The organism is Pseudomonas nitroreducens, assembly GCF_014204515.1.
GTDB classification, from domain to species: Bacteria; Pseudomonadota; Gammaproteobacteria; order Pseudomonadales; family Pseudomonadaceae; genus Pseudomonas; species Pseudomonas nitritireducens_A.
Genome location: NZ_JACHLI010000027.1, coordinates 44,182 through 68,229 on the forward strand (window position 1 = coordinate 44,182; position 24,048 = coordinate 68,229).

22 protein-coding genes are annotated in these 24,048 nt (G+C 55.9%); 1 reads left to right on the plus strand and 21 read right to left on the minus strand.

All coding sequences use genetic code 11. The features are described 5' to 3' along the window. Window positions 1–15 precede the first annotated feature (15 nt). The 17 genes from HNP46_RS26210 to plsB form a co-directional block, all read right to left on the minus strand. A complete protein-coding gene (locus tag HNP46_RS26210; RefSeq protein WP_184594848.1) occupies window positions 16–2,115 on the minus strand; it encodes a YjbH domain-containing protein in 2,100 nt (699 codons plus the stop codon). Beyond that, window positions 2,112–2,888, minus strand: a complete 777-nt coding sequence (locus HNP46_RS26215; protein ID WP_184594850.1) for a capsule biosynthesis GfcC family protein — start codon at window positions 2,886–2,888, stop codon at window positions 2,112–2,114. The genes HNP46_RS26210 and HNP46_RS26215 overlap by 4 nt, the downstream gene beginning before the upstream one ends. Further along, window positions 2,885–3,541 (minus strand): YjbF family lipoprotein, encoded by a 657-nt coding sequence (locus HNP46_RS26220; protein ID WP_184594852.1) that lies wholly within the window; start codon window positions 3,539–3,541, stop codon window positions 2,885–2,887. The genes HNP46_RS26215 and HNP46_RS26220 overlap by 4 nt, the downstream gene beginning before the upstream one ends. 9 nt (window positions 3,542–3,550) lie before the next feature. Next, window positions 3,551–4,657 (minus strand): polysaccharide biosynthesis/export family protein, encoded by a 1,107-nt coding sequence (locus HNP46_RS26225; RefSeq protein WP_184594854.1) that lies wholly within the window; start codon window positions 4,655–4,657, stop codon window positions 3,551–3,553. A 175-nt stretch (window positions 4,658–4,832) separates the two neighbouring features. After that, entirely contained in the window at window positions 4,833–6,248 is a 1,416-nt protein-coding gene (locus HNP46_RS26230) for an undecaprenyl-phosphate glucose phosphotransferase (RefSeq protein ID WP_184594856.1), read from the minus strand. Between the two features lie 67 nt (window positions 6,249–6,315). Beyond that, window positions 6,316–7,122, minus strand: coding sequence for a glycosyltransferase family 2 protein (locus HNP46_RS26235; protein ID WP_184594858.1), 807 nt, complete (start codon window positions 7,120–7,122; stop codon window positions 6,316–6,318). After that, entirely contained in the window at window positions 7,103–8,200 is a 1,098-nt protein-coding gene (locus HNP46_RS26240; protein ID WP_184594860.1) for a glycosyltransferase family 4 protein, read from the minus strand. Before HNP46_RS26240 ends, HNP46_RS26235 begins: the two co-directional genes overlap by 20 nt. Further along, window positions 8,154–9,116 (minus strand): O-antigen ligase family protein, encoded by a 963-nt coding sequence (locus HNP46_RS36245; RefSeq protein WP_184594862.1) that lies wholly within the window; start codon window positions 9,114–9,116, stop codon window positions 8,154–8,156. Before HNP46_RS36245 ends, HNP46_RS26240 begins: the two co-directional genes overlap by 47 nt. Before the next feature lie 289 nt (window positions 9,117–9,405). Continuing rightward, entirely contained in the window at window positions 9,406–10,518 is a 1,113-nt protein-coding gene (locus HNP46_RS26250; RefSeq protein ID WP_184594864.1) for a CDP-glycerol glycerophosphotransferase family protein, read from the minus strand. 10 nt (window positions 10,519–10,528) lie between these two features. After that, the gene (locus HNP46_RS26255; RefSeq protein ID WP_184594866.1) at window positions 10,529–11,785 is read right to left on the minus strand and encodes an oligosaccharide flippase family protein; all 1,257 of its coding nucleotides are present in this window, start codon (window positions 11,783–11,785) and stop codon (window positions 10,529–10,531) included. A 5-nt stretch (window positions 11,786–11,790) separates the two neighbouring features. Beyond that, window positions 11,791–12,261 carry an adenylyltransferase/cytidyltransferase family protein gene (locus HNP46_RS26260; protein ID WP_184594868.1) on the minus strand — a complete coding sequence of 157 codons (471 nt, stop codon included), beginning with the start codon at window positions 12,259–12,261 and terminating at the stop codon, window positions 11,791–11,793. Between the two features lie 123 nt (window positions 12,262–12,384). Next, on the minus strand, window positions 12,385–12,882 hold the full coding sequence (rfaH, locus tag HNP46_RS26265; protein WP_184594870.1) for a transcription/translation regulatory transformer protein RfaH: 498 nt from the start codon (window positions 12,880–12,882) through the stop codon (window positions 12,385–12,387). A gap of 33 nt (window positions 12,883–12,915) precedes the next feature. Further along, window positions 12,916–15,147 (minus strand): polysaccharide biosynthesis tyrosine autokinase, encoded by a 2,232-nt coding sequence (locus HNP46_RS26270; RefSeq protein WP_184594872.1) that lies wholly within the window; start codon window positions 15,145–15,147, stop codon window positions 12,916–12,918. A 23-nt stretch (window positions 15,148–15,170) separates the two neighbouring features. Beyond that, the gene (locus tag HNP46_RS26275; RefSeq protein WP_184594874.1) at window positions 15,171–15,617 is read right to left on the minus strand and encodes a low molecular weight protein-tyrosine-phosphatase; all 447 of its coding nucleotides are present in this window, start codon (window positions 15,615–15,617) and stop codon (window positions 15,171–15,173) included. Between the two features lie 291 nt (window positions 15,618–15,908). Then, window positions 15,909–16,961, minus strand: a complete 1,053-nt coding sequence (locus tag HNP46_RS26280) for a glycosyltransferase family 4 protein (RefSeq protein WP_184594877.1) — start codon at window positions 16,959–16,961, stop codon at window positions 15,909–15,911. Window positions 16,962–17,110: 149 nt separating this feature from the next. After that, entirely contained in the window at window positions 17,111–17,557 is a 447-nt protein-coding gene (locus HNP46_RS26285) for a low molecular weight protein-tyrosine-phosphatase (RefSeq protein ID WP_184594879.1), read from the minus strand. 95 nt (window positions 17,558–17,652) lie between these two features. Further along, window positions 17,653–20,163, minus strand: a complete 2,511-nt coding sequence (gene plsB, locus HNP46_RS26290; RefSeq protein ID WP_184594881.1) for a glycerol-3-phosphate 1-O-acyltransferase PlsB — start codon at window positions 20,161–20,163, stop codon at window positions 17,653–17,655. A gap of 817 nt (window positions 20,164–20,980) precedes the next feature. Here plsB and HNP46_RS26295 point away from each other — a divergent pair. Next, window positions 20,981–21,190 (plus strand): cold-shock protein, encoded by a 210-nt coding sequence (locus HNP46_RS26295; RefSeq protein ID WP_045209986.1) that lies wholly within the window; start codon window positions 20,981–20,983, stop codon window positions 21,188–21,190. Window positions 21,191–21,259: 69 nt separating this feature from the next. On the opposite strand, the gene HNP46_RS26300 is transcribed toward HNP46_RS26295, so the two are convergent. From HNP46_RS26300 to dapE, 4 genes are all read right to left on the minus strand, one after another. Beyond that, the gene (locus tag HNP46_RS26300; RefSeq protein ID WP_184594883.1) at window positions 21,260–21,631 is read right to left on the minus strand and encodes a hypothetical protein; all 372 of its coding nucleotides are present in this window, start codon (window positions 21,629–21,631) and stop codon (window positions 21,260–21,262) included. A 151-nt stretch (window positions 21,632–21,782) separates the two neighbouring features. Then, entirely contained in the window at window positions 21,783–22,592 is an 810-nt protein-coding gene (locus HNP46_RS26305; protein WP_184594885.1) for a putative RNA methyltransferase, read from the minus strand. Next, on the minus strand, window positions 22,586–22,777 hold the full coding sequence (locus HNP46_RS26310) for a hypothetical protein (RefSeq protein ID WP_184594887.1): 192 nt from the start codon (window positions 22,775–22,777) through the stop codon (window positions 22,586–22,588). Before HNP46_RS26310 ends, HNP46_RS26305 begins: the two co-directional genes overlap by 7 nt. Beyond that, window positions 22,774–23,922, minus strand: a complete 1,149-nt coding sequence (dapE, locus tag HNP46_RS26315) for a succinyl-diaminopimelate desuccinylase (RefSeq protein WP_184594889.1) — start codon at window positions 23,920–23,922, stop codon at window positions 22,774–22,776. The genes HNP46_RS26310 and dapE overlap by 4 nt, the downstream gene beginning before the upstream one ends. Window positions 23,923–24,048: the final 126 nt, after the last annotated feature.

The window sequence follows — 24,048 nt, forward strand, 5'->3', positions numbered from 1 at the left end:
GGGCGGTCGGGAGACTCACTCCACGATCCGCCCGAAGAGGTTCTGGAACATGACCGGATCACGCCCTTCGGTGAGGTCGTAGAGCGAGTAGTAGTGGTTCAGACGTGCACCGCCATCGCGGGTCAGCGGATCCCAGGTCAGGTTGGCGCGGCGCATGGTAGAGGTGCTCATCAGCTCGTCGAAGGGGATGGAGACATAGATGCCCTTGTCAAAGCTGCCTTCGCCGTAGGCTTCCTTGTCGGCGGTGGTGAGGGTCACCCAGGCGCCGAAACGCACGCCGTTCTTGAACTGCCGAGACAGATCCAGAGTGCCGCCCCAGTCGCGAGCCAGGTATCGACCTGCGCTGGCCTGGGCGAGTATGTCTTCGAAGCCGGTCTGCCAGTAGAGCGTGACGAAGCCGGTGGCGGTCTGGTAGTCGCGCAGGCCGAAGTGCTGGTCGAAATCGCGCTGCCGTACGAGGTCGAGGTTGGCACCCAGCGCCCATTCCTTGCCCATGGGCCGGTACAGCAGTTCGCCGCCGACGCCTGCGTACATGGTTTCCAGATATCCGCCGTAGACCATGCCGTAGAGATCCTGGTCCAGCCGTGCAGTCTTGTTCAACTGGAAGGTCGGCATCATGACGCTGGAGTCGGTCATGTACTGGCGGATGTCGGTACGAACCCGCGGCAGGTTGCTCGGCGCGTCGTACTTGAAGTCGTCATAGTTGTTGATCAGGTTGACGCTGAGCAGGCCATTCGCCCACAGGCTGGGAGTGAAGCGATATTCGCTCTCCAGGTCGGCGGTGAATTGGTAAAGCAGGAAGTTGTCCGGACCACCGATGCTCTGGTTGTAGCCGAGGCCGAGGTTGTAGCTGAACGGATCAGGCTTCTGTTGGTACAGGACGGTTTCTTGCTGCGGCAACGGCACGGTCTGCTCGGTGGTACGGCGCAGGTCGTCCAGTGGGCGCTCCTGGTTGGCCACGTCGCGGAATACCTTGCGTGGCACGCTGGTTTCGACGATGGGCTGGCCATAGCGCGTATCGACGACGGTAAACCACTTCACCTCGTCGTCGGTGCTGTTGTCGAGAATGCGCGCAGTGCGGCCAACCGCTTCGGGCGGATACAGGAAACGGGTCTGTTCGCCGTAGACCACTACTTCGCTGTCCTTGCGGGTGATGCGATCCACCTTGTAGCCGGCGTTTTCTTCGAGGCGATGGGAGACGTCGGCCCAGTCTACGGAGTCCTGGCCTTGTGGGGCTGCTTGGTCCTTCAGCGGTTCTGGTGCCGGGTCGCGCACTTTTGCTGGTGCGGTGCGGGTGGCGAAATTGGTGTGCAGGGTGATGCCGAACATGGCGGTGTTGCCGCGCTCGAAGGCGGCGGTCAGGTCGATCGCATCGCTGGCCTTGTAGACCAGGCCGATGTTGAAGGGCGAGTCTTGTTTCTGCCGGTTGTTTAGCGGCTCGTGCTGGTAGTCGTTGCCGTCGTATTCAAGTTTGAATGCGAGCGGCGCCCAGGGCGTTTGCCAGTTGATGCCACCGAAGAGGGAGGGGCGGCCGCGGAAGTAGGCGTTGGAATCAACCGTACCTGCGCGCGAAACGTCGGAGTCGGGCACGGGGCGAGTTTTGAAGCGATCATCGATCCAACCCAGTGGGTTGTCCAGTTCGCCACGGTTACCGATGTAACCCCAGGCTATGCCCAGACTGAAATCGAGATCACCAACCCGCTTGTTCGCTACGAAATACTCACTGGAAAACAGCCCGGTACCGCCGATATCTCTGCCGCCCAGTACAATCGCCGGCGTCCAGCGATCTTCCTGTACGAGGCGGAATTTGACGTCGAACGCTTTGTCCTTGTAGCTCTGGTCGCCACTGAAATCCTCAGCACCATACTTGCGGTTGCTGATAGAGGTATAACGGAACGTGCCCTCCATCCAGTCGAATGGCTGCAAGGAAAAGCTGTAGCGCGTATAGGGATCGGTGCGGTTGGCATTGACGCTGATCTCGCCCGCAGGCGCCATGCGCGCCGTCGGCGTTTGCAGCAGTCCCACCCCACCGAAATCGTTCTGGGTATAGCGAGGATCAGCGCCCGCCAGGCTGGCGCCCGCCAGCAGCAGGTAAAGGCCGTGGCGGCGATTCATGGCGACTCCGAAGTCAGCGTTTGGGTGGCGAGGAATTCAGCCAGCTCGCGGTTGAGATCCGGTGCGCTGGTCTTTATCTCGGAGGCATCCAGAGGAACGAGCAACACGGCACCCGGGGCGGGTGGCGCTGCTTGTTCCTCGCGATTCCAGAGGGCCACGCCGAGACGGGTGACCTGGCCATCAGGCTGGATCAGGTAGAGATAATCCGGGTCGGCATCGGCCAGGGCAGGGCACTGTTGCGCATAGCGATAAGCGGCTTGCAGCGGTGCGAAGGCCAGGGTGCAATCCTCGGCAACGGCTCCGGTGATATGAATACTGTCCGGCCGCGGCGGGAAGATCAGCCGGTCACCGCCCTCGAGTTTTGGTGAGTGCTTGGCATTCAGTTCCAACGCCAACGGGTCCAGGTGATAGATGCGGCGGCCGGTGACTGGAAGCGCGGATACCTTTTCGCCCAGATGTGTGGCGAGGGAGGCGAGTCCGGGATTTCCCTGAAGCATGGCCAGGCGCTGGACCTGGAGCAGATCGAACAGAACGCCTGCCTTCAATCGCCGCTGTTGTTGCTTCAGGCTTTGGCGTTGCCAGGACGCACCGAGCCAGTAGCCCTGGGGATCGATCTGCACCTGTTGCAGCAATTCGCCCAGGCGTAGGCCCTCGAGGATTTCAACTTCGCCGGCATAAGGCATTTCGCCCAGGACTTCTATGCGGGTATTTGCGACAGCGCTGAAACTGGCAACGACGCTGGCCGCCAGCAGGGCCAGCCTGATGATTCTCATGGCTGTCCCTTGTAAGGTCGCAATTGAGTGAGGGTGACATGCAGGCTGGGGGTGACCTGCTGGCGGCTTTGCATGATGAAGCCGTCACTGGGGTCGATCCAGTAACTGTTGGTGCCGCTCATACCTTCGACAGGGGCACGCAGGTGTTCGTCGATCCGCAACAGGGAGTGTTCCTGCCCCAGGATGCTGACGGTCTCCATTCCCGCACGACGCAGGTTGCCATCGAGCGGGATGCCCAATTGATAGTTCGGGCCCAGATCAACCCAGCGTTGGCTGATCTGCTCATTGGCAACATGTTGCAGGCCACTGTGGAATGGAGAGTCGGCGGCCAGCCGGGTTCCCAGCAGGTCATTCGGGAAGCCCAGCGTGCGTACCACTATGCCGTCCTGCAGGAGCAGCAACTGGTTCGAGGAGGCTCGCCAGTACTGCAGGTCGCCTTTGACGCGCACCAGTGCCATCACCGCCGAGCCATACTCGGTGGTGACCTCGATCTGGTAGTAGGGCACGGCGTCGACCTGGTCGCGCGTCACGTCCAACGATGCTGGGCCGCTGAGGCTGGCGCCCAGGGTGTCCAGCGATGCCCGCATCAGCGAGTTGCACGCGCACAGCGAAGAGGCAAGCGCCGCTAGCGCCAGAAGACGATAGGCGTTCATGGTGTCCTATCAGTTGGTATTGAGGTTGCGCTGGATGGTCGAACCGGTCCCCAAAATGCCAGCGGACGGCACGAGCTGGCTGATCAGGCGGTTCCAGCGAGTCACACTGGCCGGACCGACATAGACGACATCCTGCGGTTGCAACTGGAACTGTTGGGCGAGGATGAAGGCTGTAGGAGAGTCGGCATCGAGCTGGAAGACCTTGGCGCGCTCGGTTTCCAGATTTTCTACACCGCGAATGACGTAGACCGCCTTGCCGTTGGCCGTGGTCTGGTTCAGGCCGCCGACGCTACCCAACGCATCAGCCAGGTTCATCTCACGGGTCTTGAAGGTCAGCGCACGTGGTGCGTTGACTTCGCCCATCAGGTAGACCTTCTTGCGGTCGTTGTACGGCAGGTAGATGCGGTCCCCATCCTTCAGATACAGGTTGTACAGGTCCGAGCCTTGCGCTGTATTCAGGGAGTCCAGGTTCAGGTGGAAGGTCTGGTTACCACGTTGCAGAGTCAGGCCGGAAAGGTCAGCGTTGGTCGTATCCAGTTGCGCCGCGCCGATGGCTTCCATCAGTGTCAGCGGCGTAGTGGTAATCGCCTGCGGGCCCGCCTTAACGAAGGCGCCGTTGAGTACGACGCGCTGGCTAGCGAAGCGCAGCACGGCGATGTCCACCTGAGGTTGCTCGACGTAGGTGGCCAATGCGTTGCTGATGGTCCGGCGTACATCCTCGATTGTTCTGCCGGCCACTTTCAGCGTGCCGACATAGGGGTAGAACAGGCTACCGTCCGGCCTTACCAGGCGCCCGTTGGCATCGGTCTGCTGCTGTTGGCCCGCCGGCGACGTCAGCTCGGGATGATCCCAAACCGTGATGTAGAGCAGATCGCCGGCGCCGATTAGATAGCTCTCGGGCTTAAAGCCGACCAGCTCTTCCGGAATAGCGCCCGCTGCCTGCGTCGCAGCCTCGACTGTGAGCAGCTTCGGGGTGATCTGAACGAGCTGGACACGGCTGGATTCGGCCGAATCTTCCTGCATCAGACGTCCGGTATCCAGGTTTTGGCCGGGGGAGAACATGCACCCCTGAAGCGCAAGGGCGGACAGGATGGCGAGAGACAATGGGCGAATCATGGGAGGCTACACAAGAAGGTATGGAAAATGGCGAGGAGAAATGCCGTCGCCGGAAGCCCTGCGCGCGAGGCTGCGGGCCGGGAGGCTGCGGAGGTTAGCAATAGGAGTTGGTAGCGGCTGTAGGAAAATGACGGCCAGAGAGGGCAGTAAAATCGCTAAATCTGCGAGGGCTTAGCTAGTAGGCGTTCTTGTGGACGAAGCCCTTGAACAGGGTGAGAAATACGATCTTCAGGTCCCACCAGAGTGACCAGTTGTTGATGTAGGCCAGGTCGAACTCCACCCGCTTCTGCATCTTCTCCAGCGTATCCGTTTCACCCCGCCAGCCATTCACCTGAGCCCAGCCGGTGATTCCTGGCTTCACCTTGTGACGCAGCATATAGCTGCTGATCTGGCCCCGGTATTCCTCGTTGTGCGCAATGGCGTGCGGACGCGGACCGACGATGGACATATCACCGAGGAACACGTTGATGAACTGAGGTAGCTCGTCCAGCGAGGTTCGACGCAAGAAGCCTCCCAGCGGCGTAATTCGGCTGTCGTTGCGAGTGGCCTGGGTGACCGTCGCGCCATTTTCCATGACGCGCATGCTGCGGAACTTCCATACCTCAATGGAGCGACCGTCGATGCCGTAACGCTTCTGGCGGAAGAACACCGGGCCAGCAGACGTGAGCGTGACGGCTGCGGAAATCACGATCATCGGAAGTGCGATCAGGCACAGGATCAGCGAGGACAGCACGACGTCTTCCAGACGCTTGACCAGGGCACTGGCACCAACCATTGGGCTGTCGAAGATGCTAATGGTGGGGATGCCGTCGATGTTCTGCGCGCGAGCGTGGAGCAGGTCGAAGACGAACACATCGGGAATGATGTAGACCGAGGTGGTGGTATCGCTCAATTGCTCCACCAGCCACTTGATTCGCTTCTCGCTGCGCATCGGTAGAGCAATGTAGATGCGGTCGAGATCACCGGCACGTGCACGTTCGACCAAGGCATCCAGGTCACCGGAAATCGGCAACTTGACCTTTCCTTTACCCACGCCGACCGGTTCATGACGTTTGTCATCGTAGAAGCCAGCCAGCTCCAGACCCATCCAGGGGGCGCTGGCAATACTGGTGGCCAGCCGCTGACCCAGCTTCCCTGCTCCAGCAATTGCGACTGAGCGGGTATTAACACCGCGGCGGCGTAAAGCGTGCAGCCCCAGGCGCAACAGAATGCGATAGCCACAGAGGCCACTCAGCACCAGAGAGAACCACAGAGTCTGCCCCGTACCATTGAGCACGGTAATTTCAGGGCTCAGGTAATCGGTCACTGCGATTCCGGCAAAAGTCACCGCCCAGATTCCACTTACCTTGCGCAGTTCTTCGCGACTCCGCTCACCCCTCCATGAGGTGTACAACTTCCCGAAGTCGCCGAGCAGGTAGAAGATCACCATCGCAAATAGAATAGCGATGACGGCGGAGTAGTCCCACTGTACAGCGTTGGCTTCGATCACTGCTTCCATGCCGATGCATATCACGGCGAGGTCGAGCAACTTCTGTAGGATGGAAATGGTGGCTTGATGTGGACGAAGAATCCCGCGATCCATCCTATTCATTGCTTTATTCCAGTTTTTAGATGAAGAAGGTGGTAAGTCATTGGGGCGAATGAGTGGAGCGGCTTTGTTATTTTTGAGAAATATTCTGGATATATCTTCTGTTCCATTTTATGGCAAACTTTATTCCGCTAGAGAAATTCCAGTAGTTGTACTTTGATAGTGGGGACTTAGTGCTTCTCTCTTGGAGAGCGTGATGAATTCCAACTGTCTTTATGCCGACTACTCGCAAGTTTTTTGCATGTGCTTGCATGCATATATCAGAATCCTCACAATATAGTCGGTATCTTTCATCTAAAGGTGGAGTATTGGTGAGTTTGGAAGATATAAATAGAAATGCCCCTAGCGCCCATTCAATTTCAAAGATGTTGCTTTTTATTTCATTTAGATAATGGTTGTTGATGGACTCGGTTTTTTTGAATCTGTTTTTTAGAAAGGCTGTTAAAGTAGGAAATTTCCTCCAGGAAACCTGAATTGACCCATCCGGGTAGTGTAGTAATGGGGCTGCAACGCCAATCTCACTCACGAGACCTACCTGCGTTATAAAATTTTCAAAAGCGCTCTTCTCGAAGTAGCAGTCTGGGTTTATTAATATTATATTTTTTCCTTGTAAGGAGTGTTTTCTGATTAGATCGTTGTTGTTCTTTGAGAAGCTCTCAAGTCTGTTTTTTCTAGTCAGGTGAAAGGAAGTATTTCCGTTAATTTCTCGCTGGAGTTGTTCATAGGTGTCGTCGGTTGATGCAGCATCGCAAATATATATTGGTATATGAGATACGTTCCGGCAAGATGAAATAAGTTTTGAAATGTGTGGGGCGTGATTGTGCGTTACAATGAGGATCGCGAAAGAGGATATGTCTTTATTGTGGGTCGATTGCATTTTTTATCTCTAATATAAAGTTTTCTATGAAGAAACTTTGGCATTTAACAATAGATTCGCTCATCATTTTTCGGCGAAGCTGGGCAGAATCAACTAGAATTTCTAGCTTTTCCGAAACTTCACCAATGCTGTCCGCTATGAATCCATTTCGACCATCTTCGATAAAATAATGAGATGCCGGGGTTCTTAGGGATACAATTGGGAGTCCATAACTAAGTGCTTCTAAGTTAACCAGTCCAAATGTTTCGATTAATTCGCTTGTAAATAGAAAGATGGATGCGTCACGAAAAATTGTATATTTGTCTTCTTTGCTGACTGCGCCAAAGAAATTAATATCCTTTGCATACTCTGGTTCTCTATTGCAGAGGGATTTAAGGGTGTTTACATATATGGGGTCTAAGGGCTTCCCCGCGATGGTAAGCGTTGCGTTTTGATATTTAATTTTTAGTTTAAAAAAAGCCTCAATAGCAATTTCAGCCCCTTTCCCAAATGTAAGGTTTGAGAAAAAAAGTATGTTTATTTTTTTGCTAAACAATCTTCTTTTAATTAGGTAATTAAAATCTCGAGAGTTGAACTCGTTCCTGTCTAATATTCTATTTGGTATTGTGTGAATGTTCTTTTCTTTTATCGTTGTCTGCTGATGGATGCGACGTGAGTGGCTGGGATTTATGCAAATTGCTTCAGCATTTCTGAATATAAATCGATCTACGAGATTTGGCTTTTTGTTTAAATCGAATTCTGCGTGGAAGTGATAGATTATTCGCTTGGCTCCCAAGAGGTTTAGTCCGATAGAAATTGCGTAATCCCGCAGCTTTGCAAATCCAGTTGGCGTAAATGAGAAGTATATAAATTTTGGCTTTTCCGTAATAAAGGATTTGAAGATTCTTATCGTATAAATAAGACCTTCAAAAAGTTTTTCCGCTTCAAATTTTCCCGGGGTTGATCGTTCGTTGTTATCTGATGCAATATCAATAAAAGTGTAATTTTCCTTGAGGTTATTGTGGATTATCCTCGAGACAACCTTGGCGCCGTTAATTGGTCCTCGAAGGTGGATTAGAAATAGCCCTTGATTTTTCATGGCGTGATAGGATTGCTGCTGTAATTAGTATGGACGCTAGAAATATAAAACGCGTGGACAGTATTTCGGTTGTGAAGGACATGATTAATATAAAAATTGGAGCTGCAATCCAGAGTCGTTCGCTCTGTGGAAGGCTCTTTATCTTTTTTATGGGGCTAAGGAGTATTATGAAATATAGTAAAAGCCCTTGAATTCCGAAGTTTGCTGATAAGGTAAAATACTGCGAGTCTGAGTCGATTATTCCTTCATTGTCGCCAATGTTAGCCATCGATATATAATTGGATCCATGTCCAAAGGGGTTTTCTTTGATTGCAGAGATTATTTTTTCGTACTTTATTATTCTTGCTTTTAACGTGCCCATGCTCATTCTTTCTTGAATTATGTAGCTGGATGAGTTTTCGGCAAAGTTTAGGTTTAGTGAGTTTATGCTTAAGATGAATGTTGCGATGAGCGAGAGAGTAAAAATTGTTAATTTATACGCTACTTGTTTTTGATTGATGCGATTGGATATATATACTATGGAGCACGAAACTAGTAGTGCGAGCGCAGGTGTGGTTTTTAAAGGGGCGAGGGCAAGGAGAACGCAAGAAATTACTATTATTCTGTTAAGAATCTTACTTTTGATCGGTAACGCATGCAAGATTAGAGCAGAGAATAGAAAATAAGTGCTCAGATAACCTGGGTCTTCGAATGACGCAAACGCTCTAAATACTTTTGAATCTTCATTACTTCCGATATATAGGGATGACCAACTATCTGCTGCCCATCCTTTTTCGAATGGCAAGATTCCAAAAAGAATATGCAATATGGTATGGAGTGTTACTATCGGAAGCGAAATTATAATTGCTTTTCGAAAAAGGACTACTGTGTCGATGCCTTTTTTGTTAGTTGCTATGATTAATGGAAGGGCGAGCAATATTTAATATGTGTGAAAAAAGCTGAGCGCGGTTTTTTCACTTATTCCGTTTATGCAGGATATTACTATGCAGTTTAAAAGAAATAGGTAGTAAGGTCTTGTTATCGGGCCGAGACCAGGCAGCTTAAAGCGGTTTTTTATTATTAGTACTAAAAAATAAGTGGTGCATATCGTCGGAAGTATGGCGAGATAGCCATAATATATAATATCTCTCCCTCCTATCGAGTATAGAATCCTTTTTATGGCGCCAAAGAATATCTGATCAAGCAATATCAGCGTTAATATGGCTTCAATTTTTCGCTTGGAGAATTTTTCTGAACTGTTCAAGGTCAAGTTGCTTGTAGGGGTGAGTGATGAACGGGGTTACAGGTGATTTTAATAATTCTTTAATTGGCTGAGATAGAATCTGCGTTGACGACATGAATAGGGAGCTTGGATTAAAAGCATCCTCATTCAAGTAAATATCGTTGCTGAGTTTGTATTGAGAAATATCATCCCAAAGGAAAATTGAAGGCTTTCCCGTTAGAATAAAGTCAAATGCAATGGATGAATAATCTGATATGAGAAGGTCAGCCTTTTTAAATAGCTTATCTAGGTCTCCTTCCTGTGTGATGTCAATTATGTTGCTCGTGTGTGGGGAGGCTATTTTCTCGCCCCTTGATGGATGAGCTTTATAAAGAAGCAACGCATTGTTGACCGTAAGCCAGCTTTCTAATAGAGGGTTTTTTAGAAGTTCTGGATAATACGGGTAATCTCTAAATGTAGGAGCGTAGAGAATAATGTACTTTTCTTCGCGACTTGAAATTGACTCGGCTTTTTTGGGGGGGCGGGATATTTTGGGGTGCAGCCTTATTATTTTTTTGGAGGAGACCCGCCAAGCGCTTGATATTATTTTTACGTGCTCTGCATCATGGGCGAAGACATAATCCCATTCTATATAAGGAAGTGGAATATTTAAGCGGCTTTTGAGTTCTATCCAGCGTTGTTCTACTTTGCTGTCGAAACCAATACTTTTAATTGGTCTTCCATGCCATAGATTGATTTTTATGGACCAGGGTGGCGGGATGGGAGTTATATCAGTACTGTCATGGGAGAAGACTAAGCAACGTGAGTTGAATATGGTGAGAAACCACCTGACAGAGTACTTTCTTATAAATTTATCTGAGCTGGTTTGAAGTTTGTTAAGGGGGGGAGGGCCATCGTGGCTCCAATAGGTGAATTTTGCAAACTCTGCGTTGTTTGATAGCGCCTCGAATAGATCGCGAGGATACCCCGTGAAGCGATTGAATCCAGAGCTTATTATTATATTCTTCTTCGATGAAAAGTGGCTGGCTAAACCTAGCAAAGAAATAGCTATTGATCTGGTTAGGTGAAGTAGTTTTCGACTTATAGGCTTCTTCATTATGTATGTTCTATTTTACGGGTATTTTATTGTGAGATTTTAGTATTAAGAGTAATAAAGTGGAGCGTGAGATGAAAACTAAAATTTCAGTTGCCAGCACTGAAAGAGAGATGGTTAGTGCGCTTATGTTGTCTAAGGTGTACAGCGTGAAAAGTACTGCGGCGTTAAATACTGCAGCTATTACCACTGTTCTGTTGGCAATATCCAACTTGTTGATAGCTGAGAATGCGGGATATCCGAAAGAAGTGGCTAGGTAGCTGAATACCATAGCGAATAACATTGCACTGAAAGTATACTTTGCCTCTCCAAATTCTGCGCCTAATGTGCATATCAGAATGTCGTCTGAGAAAAAAATTAGAAAAGAAGAAATGCATGTCAATAATGATGTCGCACAAGCGGTTATAATCAGAAAAGCACGCCAGTTCGGCCTCTTTGCCATATATGGGTAGAGTACTTGATTAACTGGAAGTGCTGCACCAGCCTTATAGATTTGCTGGCAGGCATAGAAGTGCGCTGTTTGTATAGGGCCGGCTAGGCTAACAATTGCAGTAGATGCTGTCGTGTAGGAGGCCACTGCTAGTCTTGAAATGAAAAACGGTACGGCGCTTAGGAATTCTTCCAGTATTATTCTAAAGGACGGGATACGGATGGAATACCCAATCTTATATAAATGCAGCGTCGAGAGTATGGCCGCTAAAATCTGAGCGGCCCCCCACCCTAATATCACCAAGTAAGCGTCTTGGTCGGATTTTATCGTGAGAATTATGAATATAAAGTAAAGGATTTTTGATCCGACGGTATAAAGAGTTATAGATTTTAGATTTTCCAGTCCTATGAATAGCCAGTTAGCTTGGTATGCCTGTCCTATTATAGGAAGTATAGCCAACATGAAAATTGGCATGCTGTCTCTGTATTGAGGGGAGAGTATTGGGAACCCAATTGTTACTGCGGATGCAAATAGGGTTAGTGGGATTTTTCCAATAAATACTGAGCCTATTAAATTGTTGATGGCATGTTTGTCATCTAGGTTTCTGGAAATTTTATATGTGCTAGATAATCCATATCCAAAATCGGTTATTATGATCGATAGTTGCGTTAGGGACAATGCTAGGGCTATGGTGCCGAAGGTTTCAAGCCCCATTCTACTAGTCAGGATTGGGACAAGTAATAGTGGGAGGAAATTTGATAATTGGGTGAGTGTCGCAAAAAACGTATTTTTGAGTAGGGGGTGGGTTAGAGCACGTTGAATGGATTTTAGGTCTGGCATCCGTATTAACTTAGCTTTTCAATTATAGATGAAATGGTGTCTAACGAGGATTTTAGTGTTGATATATGTTCATGGTTGAAGTGGCTTAAGGTCTTTTTTATTTGTGTGCTGGATATTCCCTCTGTTCTTGGGAGGTATATTACATTGCATAGATCTTGCAGGTGGTCAAATTTCCCGGCCCAATCATCGCCCATCCCTAGTGTAGTAACTCCAAAGCTTTTTATGTCTTGCTCTTTTTGTCCCCAGGAACTCTCCGGTATTGCTTGGTCTACATATTTTATAGAGTTAACAATTTCTATCCTTTCTAAGAACGGAATTATTGTTTTTTTACCTTTTAGCTCATTGAATTCGTCGGTGGATACCCCGACGATTAGCTTGCCGCCTATGCTCTTAAGACGCATTAGGAGTTTTAGGTGGCCGTGATGAAAAAGGTCAAACGTGCCGTATGTTATGATCGTATGTTTAGTTTCGTCCATTTATATCTATCCACGCTACCGCCCAGGATTTTTCGTTTAGTTCCTGAGACGTGGCGTTACAAATTGTTTATGCGTATGGTTAGGGTTGGTGATGCTTGCGGCGCAGATCAAAATTTGATCTTCTTAATTTGCTCTTGAGATATTTTTATTTGCTGTTTTTATCTGAAGTTCTCGTTGCAGGAGGTTAAGTAGCAACACTGATCTTTCTGCTCCATCCTTTTTTAGGAAAATAGCGTCTATTTCATTTGTTCCCAGGCAGTTTATGACTACTTTTTCTCCTTGATTAAATTCTGCTTTTTTTAATGGTTGGGGTGTCCTAAATTTGTCTATTACTTCGTTTCGAACTTGTAGTGGCATTGCTCCAAATCGAACAATGTGACTGACTCCACGAGTAGATCGAATTGGCATCCAATTATCTTTTTCGTTATCCAGTTCTATAAAAATGTAACCTGGAAACAGTGGCTCTTCCTGGCATGACAATTTACCGTTTCGTAAACTTTCAATCTGGCGTGTCGGAAAAAGGCACAGGTATCCCTGGTATTGCAGATTTTCTAGCGCGCGAGCGTCCTGTCGCGGCTTACATTGCACTAGGTACCAACGCTTTTGGAATGTGGCTTGCATTTCTTTCTCCCCTAGCGGGGCTCTCTCGAGGTATCAGGACTTATCCGAGAGATACTCATACTGATAGTTGCTGTACGTCCCATTCCCGTAGTAATCCGCCGCACGTCGCTCGACACCGTTGAGGATGGCGCCCTTGAGCTGGATGCCGTTCTGCGCGAAGCGGCGGATGGTCAGCTCGATCTCGCGAGGGGCGTTCTGGCCGAAGCGTGTGACGATCAAGCTGGTGCCGGCCTGATGTCCGACAATCGCGGCGTCGGTGACGGCCAGCAGGGGAGGGGTGTCGAGGATGATCAGGTCGAACGAACTGCTCGCTGCTTCAAGCACATCGGTGAAGTTGGGATGCATCAGCAATTCGGACGGATTCGGTGGGATTTCTCCGCGGGAGATGAAGAAGAGATTTTCCACCTTGGTCGGCTGCAGCGCCTGTTCGAAGCTGCAACGCTGGATGAGCAGGTCGGACAGACCGACTTTTTCGCTGGCGCCGAGAGTCTTGTGCAGGTAGCCCTTGCGCATGTCGACATCGATCAGCAGAACGCGCTGGCCGGTCTGGGCGATCACCGCGGCGAGGTTTGAACTCACGAAGGATTTGCCGACGTCGGGGCTCGGGCCGGAGATCATCAGACGATTGTCACCGGACTCCAGCATGGCGAAGTGCAGGCTTGTACGCAGACTGCGCAGGGATTCGATCGCCAGGTCGGTGGGATGGCTGGTCGCCAGAAGCGGAGCAATGCCACGGCTACCTTTCCGGCCACTGCTGCGCTGGTCTTCCTCATTCTTGTGCAGCGTGCTGAACGGGACCGACGCATAGACCGGGAGACCCAATTGTTCGATGGCATCGGCGGACTCGATGCCGCGGTTGAACGCCTTGCGCAGCAGGACGAGGGCGACCGCGAGGAACAGGCCGAGCATTGTCGCGATGGCAACGATCATGGGCTTTTTCGGTTTCACCGGTTTCGTGATGTCGACATCGGCGCTATCGATCACCCGAACGTTGCCTACAGCGCCGGCACGCACGACATCAAGCTCCTGGCTCTTGTTCAGCAGTTGGGTATAGATGGTGGTACTGACTTCCACGTCGCGGGTCAGGCGCAGCAGATCCTGCTGGGTCTCCGGCAGGCTTTCGACGCGCTTGGACAAGCCATTCTGCTTGGCGGTCAGTTCGCCGATCTGTCTGGCCAGGGCCTGATAAGCCGGGTGTTGGCGGGTGAACTTGCGGTCCATTTCCGCTTGCTGAAGTTTCAGCTCGGAGATGCTGGTATCCAGGGCAACGCTCTGGTCGAGCAGGGCTTTGGTTTCCAGGCTGATGTCAGCGGACTTGGCCTTGGTCTGGTAGCTGCTCAGGGCGTTCTCGGCGGTTTCCAGGTCCTTGCGGACTTCCGGCAGTTGGCCACGGAGGAAATCGAGGCTGGAAGCTGCTTCGGCAGAGGCACGCTTGACGTTCTGCAGCACGTATTGATTGCTGATTTCGTTGAGGACGGCCTGCGCTTTCTCCGGATCGGCGTCATCCAGCGTCAGGTCGAGAATGCCCGACTCCTTGCCCGTTTCCGAAACTTTCAGGGCATCCTGATAATTCAGGATCGTGCTCAGGCGACGATGCTTGATCACCTGGAAATGCGTACCGGGATTGGCTTGCAGATTCTGCACCTGCAACTTCAGGCCGTTTACGTCGTAGCTTTGTCCGACCTGACCTTCAATGAGCAGATTGTCGTCATCGTCGAGCAGGCGGAATTGGCCAGCTTCCCCTGCGATGAGGGTGAGCGGCTTTTCCAGCAAAGCGGCCGGGACCTCGAGCTGGAAGATGTTCAGCTCCTCGCCACCCCAGGCAAAGCGGCTCATGCCCAGGACCGGAGAGGCGATGTCGCCCGGCTGCTCGGGCTGGTAGCGGCGCTCCAGGAAGTTGCCGATCAGCGGGAAGCGGGAGGGCTGAACGTCGATGTCCAGGCGCAGGTCATCCACGGTCTTGCCGATCACGTTGCGCGAAGTCAGCAACTGAATCTCGGTGACTGCCGGCGATTGGGCGCCGAGAAGATCTCCCATCTCGGTCAGGCCGGGAATACCGGGCGACTTCTGTTCCACCTGGATGGTCGCGGAGGCGCGGTAGATCGGCGTTGCGAGCAGGGCGTAGGCAGTACCTGCCAACATGAAGCCAGCAGTGATCCCTGCGATCAGCCACTTGTGGTCGATGAGAACGCCAAAGAGTTGGAGCAGGTCGATTTCATCGTCGTCAGCGGGCGACGGCAGGACCTGGGATTGCAAATGCTGCATGAAGGTTACTTCGCGGTGAGCGCTTATCGAGTGGTGCGGAGGTATTTCGACCATGAGGAGACGGCCTCTTCGATCAAGGCGTAGGCATGCTCGAAGGCCGCGGAACCTTGGCGGTAGGGATCAGGGATTTCACGGTCGTTCTGCCATTTGCCGAGCAGGAAGGTCTTGCCTCGGGATTGCGGGGAGTACTGGGTGAGGTCGCGCAGGTGTTTGCGCTCCATGACCAGCACCAGATCCGACTGCTGCAGGAGGTCCTGTGTCAGTTGCCGTGCGCGATGGGGGGGCGGCTGGTGACCGTGCCTTGCAAGAGTGGCCAGGGCTTTGCTCTCCAGCGGCTTATCCACCAGTGCTCCCAGGCCCGCCGATCCAAGTCGGATGTTGCTGTCCCGCACGGCTTCGCGCAGCAGGTGCTCTGCCGTGGGGCTGCGGCAGATATTGCCGACGCAGACGATGAGCACCTGATTGAACACGCTGAATTCCGCCGTTAGTGAATGGGGTTGAACCTAGGGCAGGCGAAATTAAGCTCCACCAGAAAGCGATTCAATGCGCTATCCGGCCAAACGGGGCCTTTAGGAAAGTTCTGATGGCTGCGCAGGCAGATGCTGGGTGGGTGTGGGTAGTACTCCCACAGGCGCGAAGCGGAGTTGAGTGACGGCATTGCGCCAGTGAGCAAGTGCCTGCATTAGAACGGCGCTCGGGCCTTCAAGGAGGCCCTGGCCGCTCTAGAACGGGGATGTTTCCCAGGTGATCACACCTATCCGCTAGCGGCTGACAGCCAGTCCTTCGACACGGGAGGAACTGAAGCGCGCGTACAGGTCTTCCAGCGAGGAACGCAGGTGCTCTCGGGAATGCAGAGCCTGAATGTTGAGGCTGTTTCGCAGCAGATTGGCTCTGGTTTCGGGGGCGGCATCCGCAAAGGCGGTGACCTGACGGCAGGCTTCATCGAGATTCCTGGCGGTCGTCAGATGCTCCGCCTCGAAGGGGCCGATGCTGCGCAGGGCGATGGGCAGCTCCAGCTTGGCCGCTTCCAGCACGGAGATCGGAAAGCCATCCCACGCCGCGCTGTGGAAATACAGGTCCAGCCCTTTCATGTGGGCGACCACCTCGCTGCGCGGGCGCCAGCCGGTCACTTCGATGCCGGCCTGCTCCAGGTCAGCCATGGCGCGCGGGTCGCCGCCGCCGATCCATTTGAAGTGCGCCACGTCCTGGCAGGCTGAGGCCAGAGCGCGGAAGTAGTCGTGGCCCTTCTGCCGGCTGATGCGGCCGACCATGCCCACCACCGGTTTGTCGGTCAGGCTGCGGATGCTGGGAACCACCGGCAATTCGTCGCAGACATTGACCAGGCCCCAGGCTTGTTCAGGTCTTACCAGCTCGCCAGCGATGCGTTGCTCGTCCTTGCCGCAGCCGGCGATCACTGCGGTGCGCTTCGCCAGGGCATTCTCGATCAGTCGATAGGCTTTGAGCATGAGCGGATGGTCGCCGCGCAGGAAGGCGAAACCGTGCGGTGTGTAGATCACCTTGTGCGCCGGGATGAACGGCAGTGCGCGGATCAGGGCGCCGGCGTAGGTGCTGTGCAGGTGGATGACGTCCGGTTGCACGCGGTCGATGTAGGGCTTCACCCGCGCCAGGCTGGAAAGGCGCCGTGGCACCAGTTCCCTGTGCTTGAACAGGCCCTGGCCTTCCTCCCCGGTGGTATCGCCTTTGCGCACCGAGGCCAGCAGGTAGTGTTCGTGCTGCTGGGAGTTGAGGATGTAGGAGTTGATGGCCGAGGTGACGCCGCCGCCGAAGGATTCGGTGATGTGCAGGATTTTCATAAAGCGATGCAGGCCCCTGGAAAATTACACGCAGTAACTAGGCGACCAAACAGCTGAATATGGTCTTGCTGGGCTAGAGCGTAGTCCTTTTCATCATCGCTTTGTAAGGTTTTCTGACGCTTTTTTCGGAGTGAAAATATTGCGTCAAATTATCGGCGATTTCCCAGTCTCTCGCCCCAGGGAGTGACGGCGGACTCGATCAGTGCATAGGCGCGCTCGAAGGCTTCCGGGCCCTGGCGGTAGGGGTCGGGGATTTCCTGGTCGGCCTGCCACTTGCCGAGCAGGAAGGTCTTGCCCCGCGCCTCGGGGGCGAGGCGGATGACGCTCTGGACCTGAACGTGCTCCATCACCAGCACCAGGTTGGCTTCGTGGACCAGTTCAGGAGTGAGTTGCCGGGCCCGATGGGGTTGGGGATGCTGCTCGTGGCGGCGCAGGATGGCCAGCGCGGTGCTCTCGATCGGATGGCCGACCAGCGCCCCCAGGCCGGCCGAACCGACGGCAATGTCGGTGCCCCGCAAGGACTCGCGCAGTAGATGTTCGGCAATGGGACTGCGGCAGATGTTGCCGACGCAGACGATCAGAATCCGGTTGAACACAAGGAGCGTCCCTGGCCGCGACCGTAGATCGTCAGAAATCTATCGGTCGCGGCGCAGGGGCGTCAAGCTGCCGGCGTGAGTGCTGGCTGGCTGGCTCAGCTCGGGCTGGCCGGCGGTGCTTCTTCGGCGGTGCTTTCTTCCTGGGCAGGCCGCTCCAGCGCCACCTGGCGGATGGACAGCCGGATCTCCGCCGGCAGCACACGCTTGGCGGCGCCTTCGGCCAGTTCGCCGAGCAGTTCGTGGTAGCTCAGCTTGCCGTTCTCATCTTTGCGCAGCACGCCTTCGTCGAGCAGGGTCTGGATGAAATGGCGGAACAGGCTCTTGTCGAAGAACTCCGGGGCGTTGAGACCGTGGAGCACCGATACGCGCTGGGCCATCACGGTGCAGAGGTTTTCCAGTTCCTCGGCGCTGAGCTGCTTCTGCCCAGCGTTGAGCACCAGCGAGATGGACATGTAGAAGCGCTGCAGGGTCTGGGCGATGGCGCGGGCCAGCAGGGTCAGCAGCACGTACTGGCGCGAGCTGGGCGGCGGGCGGATGAAAGTGTCGTTTTCCTGCTTGAGCAGTTCGCTGGCGACCATGGCCTGCAGCCACTGGTCGACCACCGCGTCCAGCTCGTCCAGGCTCCAGCGGATGAACAGTTCGGCCTGTAGGTAGGGGTAGAGCGCGCGGGTATAGCGCAGCAGCTGCTCGCGGCTGATCCTCCCGCTGTTCTGGAAGAAGCTGGCGATCAGCGCCGGCAGGGCGAATATGTGCAGCACGTTGTTGCGGTAGTAGGTCATCAGTACCGCGTTCTGCTCGTCGAGGTAGCAGATACGGCCGAGGGCGTCCTTCTGCTCGCTGAGCAGGTTCATGCTCTTCACGTACTCGATCAGTTGCTGGCCGTCGCCCTCGGGCAGCGTGGCGCTGGGGGAGTAGGGGACCTTGCGCAACAGGTCGAGGTAAAGGTCGATCACCCGTGCCAGGGCGGTTTCGTCCAGGGCCAGGCGGGTAGTGGAAAGCAGCGCCAGCGCCACCAGGTTCACCGGGTTGATCGCCGCGGCGTCGTTGAGGTGGCGGGCAACGTCGCGGGCCAGGTGGTTGGTGGTTTCCGACAGCCAGGCCGGGCGGTATTCCGGGCCCAGCTCCTGCTGGCGCCAGTCCGGCTGCTGCTGGTCGAGGAATTTATCCAGGTGGATCGGCTCGCCGAAGTTCACCCAGACCTGGCCGAAGCGCTGCCGCAGCGCGCCGACCACCTTGAAGATGTCGAAGATCGATTCCTTCTTCTTCTCTGCGCCACGCAGTTCGCCCAGGTAGGTGCGGCCTTCGAGCACGCGCTCGTAGCCGATGTACACGGGGACGAAGACGATGGGCCGGCGCGAGTCGCGCAGGAAGCTGCGCAGGGTGATCGCCAGCATGCCGGTACGCGGGTGCAGCATGCGCCCGGTGCGCGAGCGCCCGCCTTCGACGAAGTACTCGGTGGAGAAGCCGCGGCTGAACAGGGTGTGCAGGTATTCGTTGAACACCGCGGTGTACAGCTGGTTGCCCTTGAAGCTGCGGCGCATGAAGAAGGCGCCGCCACGGCGCAGGATCGAGCCCACCACCGGCATGTTGAGGTTGATGCCGGCGGCGATGTGCGGCGGGGTCAGGCCGTTGCGGAACAGCAGGTAGGACAGCAGCAGGTAGTCGATGTGGCTGCGATGGCAGGGCACGTAGACGATCTCGTGGCCCTGGGCGACTTCCTGCACGCGCTCGATGTGGTTGACCTTCACCCCCTCGTAGAGCTTGTTCCAGAACCAGGTCAGGGTCACTTCGAGGAAGCGGATCACCGGGTAGGAGACGTCGGCGGCGATCTCGTTGGCGTAACGCAGTGCCAAGGTCTCGGCCTTGTCCTGGGAAATCTTCTGAGTCTCGCATTCTTCCTGGATCGCCTGGCGCACCAGCGGCGCGCGTAGCAGGCCTTTGACCAGGGTGCGACGGTGCGAGAGGTCCGGGCCGATCACCGCGGTCTTCTGGTTGCGGAAGTGCACGCGCAGGATGCGCTGGACCATGCGCAGGGTGCGCTCATGGCCCTTGTTCTGCTCCACCAGTTCACGCAGGTGGATCGGCGCGGAGAACTGAACGCGGGTCTTGCGCCCGAGAATCAGGATGCGCGCCAGCTTGCGCAGGCGTCCGGTGACCGCCCAGTTGTCGGCGAACAGCAGCTTCCAGGCGCTCTTCTCGCTGTCCGGCGACTGGCCCCAGAACACGCTGACCGGGACGATCTGCGCATCGTCGATGCCGTTCTGGCCAATCGCGCCGAGCATGCGCACCAGCGCCGGCGGGGCGCCGCGCTTGTCCTGGCGGCCGAGCCAGTCAGGTTCCGGCGTCAGGTAGAAGAAGGCCGCAGGCTCGATGGATTCACCCACTGCCACCGGCATCACCGGACGCGGCAGGCCGGCCTTGCGGCATTCGGTGTCGACCACGGCGAGGTCGCTCACCGAGGGCTGCTGCAGGACGTAGAGGACCGGTTTGCTGCGGTCGATCTTCAGGCTGAAGGCCGACTGGTTGATGGTTTCCGAGCGCACCCAGAGGTACAGCAGGCGGCGCAGGGCACCGAAACCGAAGCGGCGGAACGGGTAACGAGGCATACAGGCCCTTTGGCTTTCGAAGGTAAAACGAGCGATTGCTCAGGCCGGCTAGTTTGCCGGATTAGGCCCCGCCAGCAAAGTCGCGAGCGTTCCGTGCGCAGCGCGCGAGCGCCTGCTGGCCGCGGGCTGTCCTGCCATTTGAAAAACGCCTTTCCCGGGAGGTTCCATGGGGACGTTCCGGCTGCGATTCCCTTGTCGGAGCGCTCGCCCGGACGGGGAGTTGGCGGCTGGAGCATTGCGCGGGCGTAGGCAGCGAGGTCAGCGCTATGAGGATCAGTGATGGTGCATGCCTGTCCGCTGGATAAAGAGTTTGAGGAATGTCTCGCTCTATATCGGAGAGGAGCCTGTCGCCCGATAGCGGGAGTATTCAGCGGCCAAATGATCGGGCATATCGTCGCAGGTAAAACGCGAGGCCCCGTTATTGCTGTCGTTGAAGGAGTTTCGACAACAGCGGCCAATTGCCGGAAGGGAAACGAAACTACCCGCGGAAAGTGGCCTGAAAGTGTGAAAAGGTCCGGGTTCGAAACACTTTCGTTACGCTGGGTAACGAGCACCAAAATGGCTCTGCAGGCCCCGAAAAATGGCACTTTGGCTCGATTGGTCATAGGGGCGCGGGCTGGTTGAAAAAGTGCTTTTCAGCTGTAACTTTTGATTTATATACTCGGGAGCGCTGTCGCCCTTGGGCGTTATTCGAATTACCTTCCTACGTGCCTGGTGGCGCGGGTTGGATGATAAGGAAAGCGTTCAGCCGGCGACTGCCGAAGTCCTCATTCCCGGGGGCCACCCAAAAATAATAGGCAAGTTGGAGAGTGTGGTAATGGCTGATCGTGAGGTCGGAACCGTCAAGTGGTTCAATGACGCCAAAGGTTATGGATTCATTCAACGCGATAGCGGTCCGGACGTTTTCGTCCACTACCGTGCCATTCGTGGCGATGGTCACCGCTCCCTGGTCGAAGGCCAGAAAGTGGAGTTCTCGGTGATCCAGGGTCAGAAAGGCCTGCAGGCAGAAGACGTCTCCAAGGTCTGAGCCCCCGAAACCACAAAGGCCCGTCCATTGGACGGGCCTTTGTTTTTCCAGCCTTGTGCAAGCCGAGGCTCAGCCCGTGCGCCAGGTGATTTCTTCGACGCCTGCAGCGGTCACTTTCAGCCAGCGATCCGCGTCTTCCTCGCCCTGGTCCTCGCTCCAGCTGCCCGGTGCGCAGCGTACTTCCACGCCCAGAGCTGCGCAGGCGTCGCGGGCGCAGGCGACGTCGTCGTCCCACGGGGTCTGGTCGCTGTCCAGGAACAGGCTGTTCCACTTGCCCACGGCCTTGGGCAGCCAGGTGGCGGGAGTGCTGCCGGCGGTGCACTTGAAGGTCTCCCCCTGGGCACGCCATTCGGAGCAGGGTCCAAGGGCCTTTTCCAGCCAGGCGCCGACGGCGGCCTGGTCGGCATCCTTGATGTAGATCTCGATATCCGGTTGGCGCATGGCGTCCTCGTAAGCCGGTTCAAGGCCGAGCCGAGCGATGCTCAGGCTAGGCAAAAATAAATTCAAAAGCGGAGTTTACGTGCAGTAAATGAGCATTTTGAATTTGTTTTTAACGCCGCATGAGCGAGCGCAGGCCGGCCTTGGGCCGGCTTCAGGGTTCTTGGCGTACTAGCCAATCGTAGCGTACCGCGACCGTCACCTCGAAGGGCTCGGCGAGGATGCGCTCGCGCCGCTCGGGGTTGACCCGCCAGCCGTGGGGCGTCATCGCCAGCAGGTGCTCGCGGGCTTCACGGGTGTCCAGCGCAAGCTTGAAGCTGAGTTGTTCGGTGTGCGCCAGCTGGAGTTCGTCGGGCAGGTCGGCGAGGTGCTTGTCCTCGACGTACTCGCGCACTTCGTCGTACAGGCGCTGGCGCAGTTCCAGCAGGTGATCGCGTGCCGGGCCCAGGCGCAGCACGCCGCCGCCGGGCGTGAGCAGGCGAGCTGCTTCTTTCCAGTCGATCGGGCTGAACACGCTGGCCAGCAGCTGGCAGGAGGCATCGGCCAGCGGCACGCGGGCCATGCTGGCGACCATCCAGGTCAGTTGCGGAGCGCGCTTGCAGGCGCGCTTGACCGCTTCGCGGGAGATATCCAGGGCATAGCCGTCGGCCTGCGGCAGGGCTTCACCCAGTTGTGCGGTGTAGTAGCCCTCGCCGCAGCCGATATCCAGCCAGCGGCCCGGCGCGCGCTCGGCGGCCAGTTCTGCCAGGCGCCTGGCCAGCGGCGCGTAATGGCCGGCGCCGAGGAAGTGTCGGCGCGCCTCGACCATGGCGGCGTTGTCGCCCGGATCGAGGCTCTTCTTGTGCTGCACCGGCAGCAGGTTCAGATAGCCCTGGCGCGCGCGGTCGAAACGGTGGCCGGCGGCGCAGGCCACGCCGTTGTCGACTTCGGCCAGCGCCTCTCGGCACAGCGGGCAGATCAGCATTTCTTCTTACCCTGAGTCGGCACCAGCGGCTGCGGCAGGTCGTTCAGCAGCACGGTCGGCAGCGAGCGGCGACGCTGGGCCAGCTGGTAGACGCGCAGGGCGTAACGGCGCTCGGCGGCCGGGGCGGGCGGCGGGGTGTCGGGCTGTACAGCGCCCAGGCAGAAGCCTTTGTTCGGTCCACTCATGCCAGCAGTCGCACCAGGGTCTGGTAATAGATTTCGGTCAGCACATCGAGGTCGCTGGCCAGTACGCGTTCGTCCACCTGGTGGATGGTGGCGTTCACCGGGCCGAGCTCGACCACCTGGGTGCCCATGGTGGCGATGAAGCGGCCGTCGGAGGTGCCGCCGGAGGTCGACGGGGTGGTCTCGCGACCGGTCACCGCGCGGATTGCCGCCGCTACGCCATCGAGCAGTTCGCCCGGCTGGGTGAGGAACGGCAGGCCGGACAGCGCCCAGTCGATGTGCCACTCCAGGCCGTGCTTGTCGAGGATGGCCGCAACGCGCTGCTGCAGGCCTTCCACGGTGGATTCGGTGGAGAAGCGGAAGTTGAAGATGACCTTCAGCTCGCCGGGGATCACGTTGGTCGCGCCGGTGCCGCCGTTGATGTTGGAGATCTGGAAGCTGGTCGGCGGGAAGAAGTCGTTGCCGTTGTCCCAGTGCTCGGCGGCCAGCTCGGCCAGGGCCGGGGCGGCCAGGTGGATCGGGTTCTTCGCCAGATGCGGGTAGGCCACGTGGCCCTGCTTGCCGCGCACGCTGAGGGTGGCGCCGAGGGAGCCGCGGCGGCCGTTCTTGACGATGTCACCGACCAGGGTGGTGCTCGACGGCTCGCCGACGATGCACCAGTCCAGGCGCTCGTTACGCGTCTTCAGGCGCTCGACCACGGCCTTGGTGCCGTGGTGGGCCGGGCCTTCCTCGTCGCTGGTGATCAGGTAGGCGATGCTGCCCCGATGATCCGGGTAGTCGGCGACGAAGCGCTCGGTAGCAATGATCATCGACGCCAGGCTGCCTTTCATGTCGGCCGCTCCACGGCCGCAGAGCATGCCGTCGGCGTCGATCAGCGCGTCGAACGGCTGGTGCTGCCAAGCCGCCTCTGGGCCGGTGGGAACCACGTCGGTGTGGCCGGCGAAGCACAGTACCGGAGCTTTGGCGCCGTCGCGGCCCTGACGCAGGGCCCAGAAGTTATCCACCTCTTCGATGCGCATGGGCTCCAGGGCGAAACCGCAGGCGTCCAGGCGCTGCATCATCATCTGCTGGCAGTCGGCATCGACCGGTGTGACGGAGGGAAGGCGAATCAGCTCGCAGGCGAGGGCCAGTGTCGGCGAGAGGGACATTAAGGGCTTCCTGGGGGTGGAACGGAAAAAGGCGCCCATCTTAAAGCAAAAACGCCGGCGCATGGCCGGCGTTCTCGGTTACGGACAAGTGGTGCCTGATCCGCCTCCGTGCGGCGTTTCAGTGAG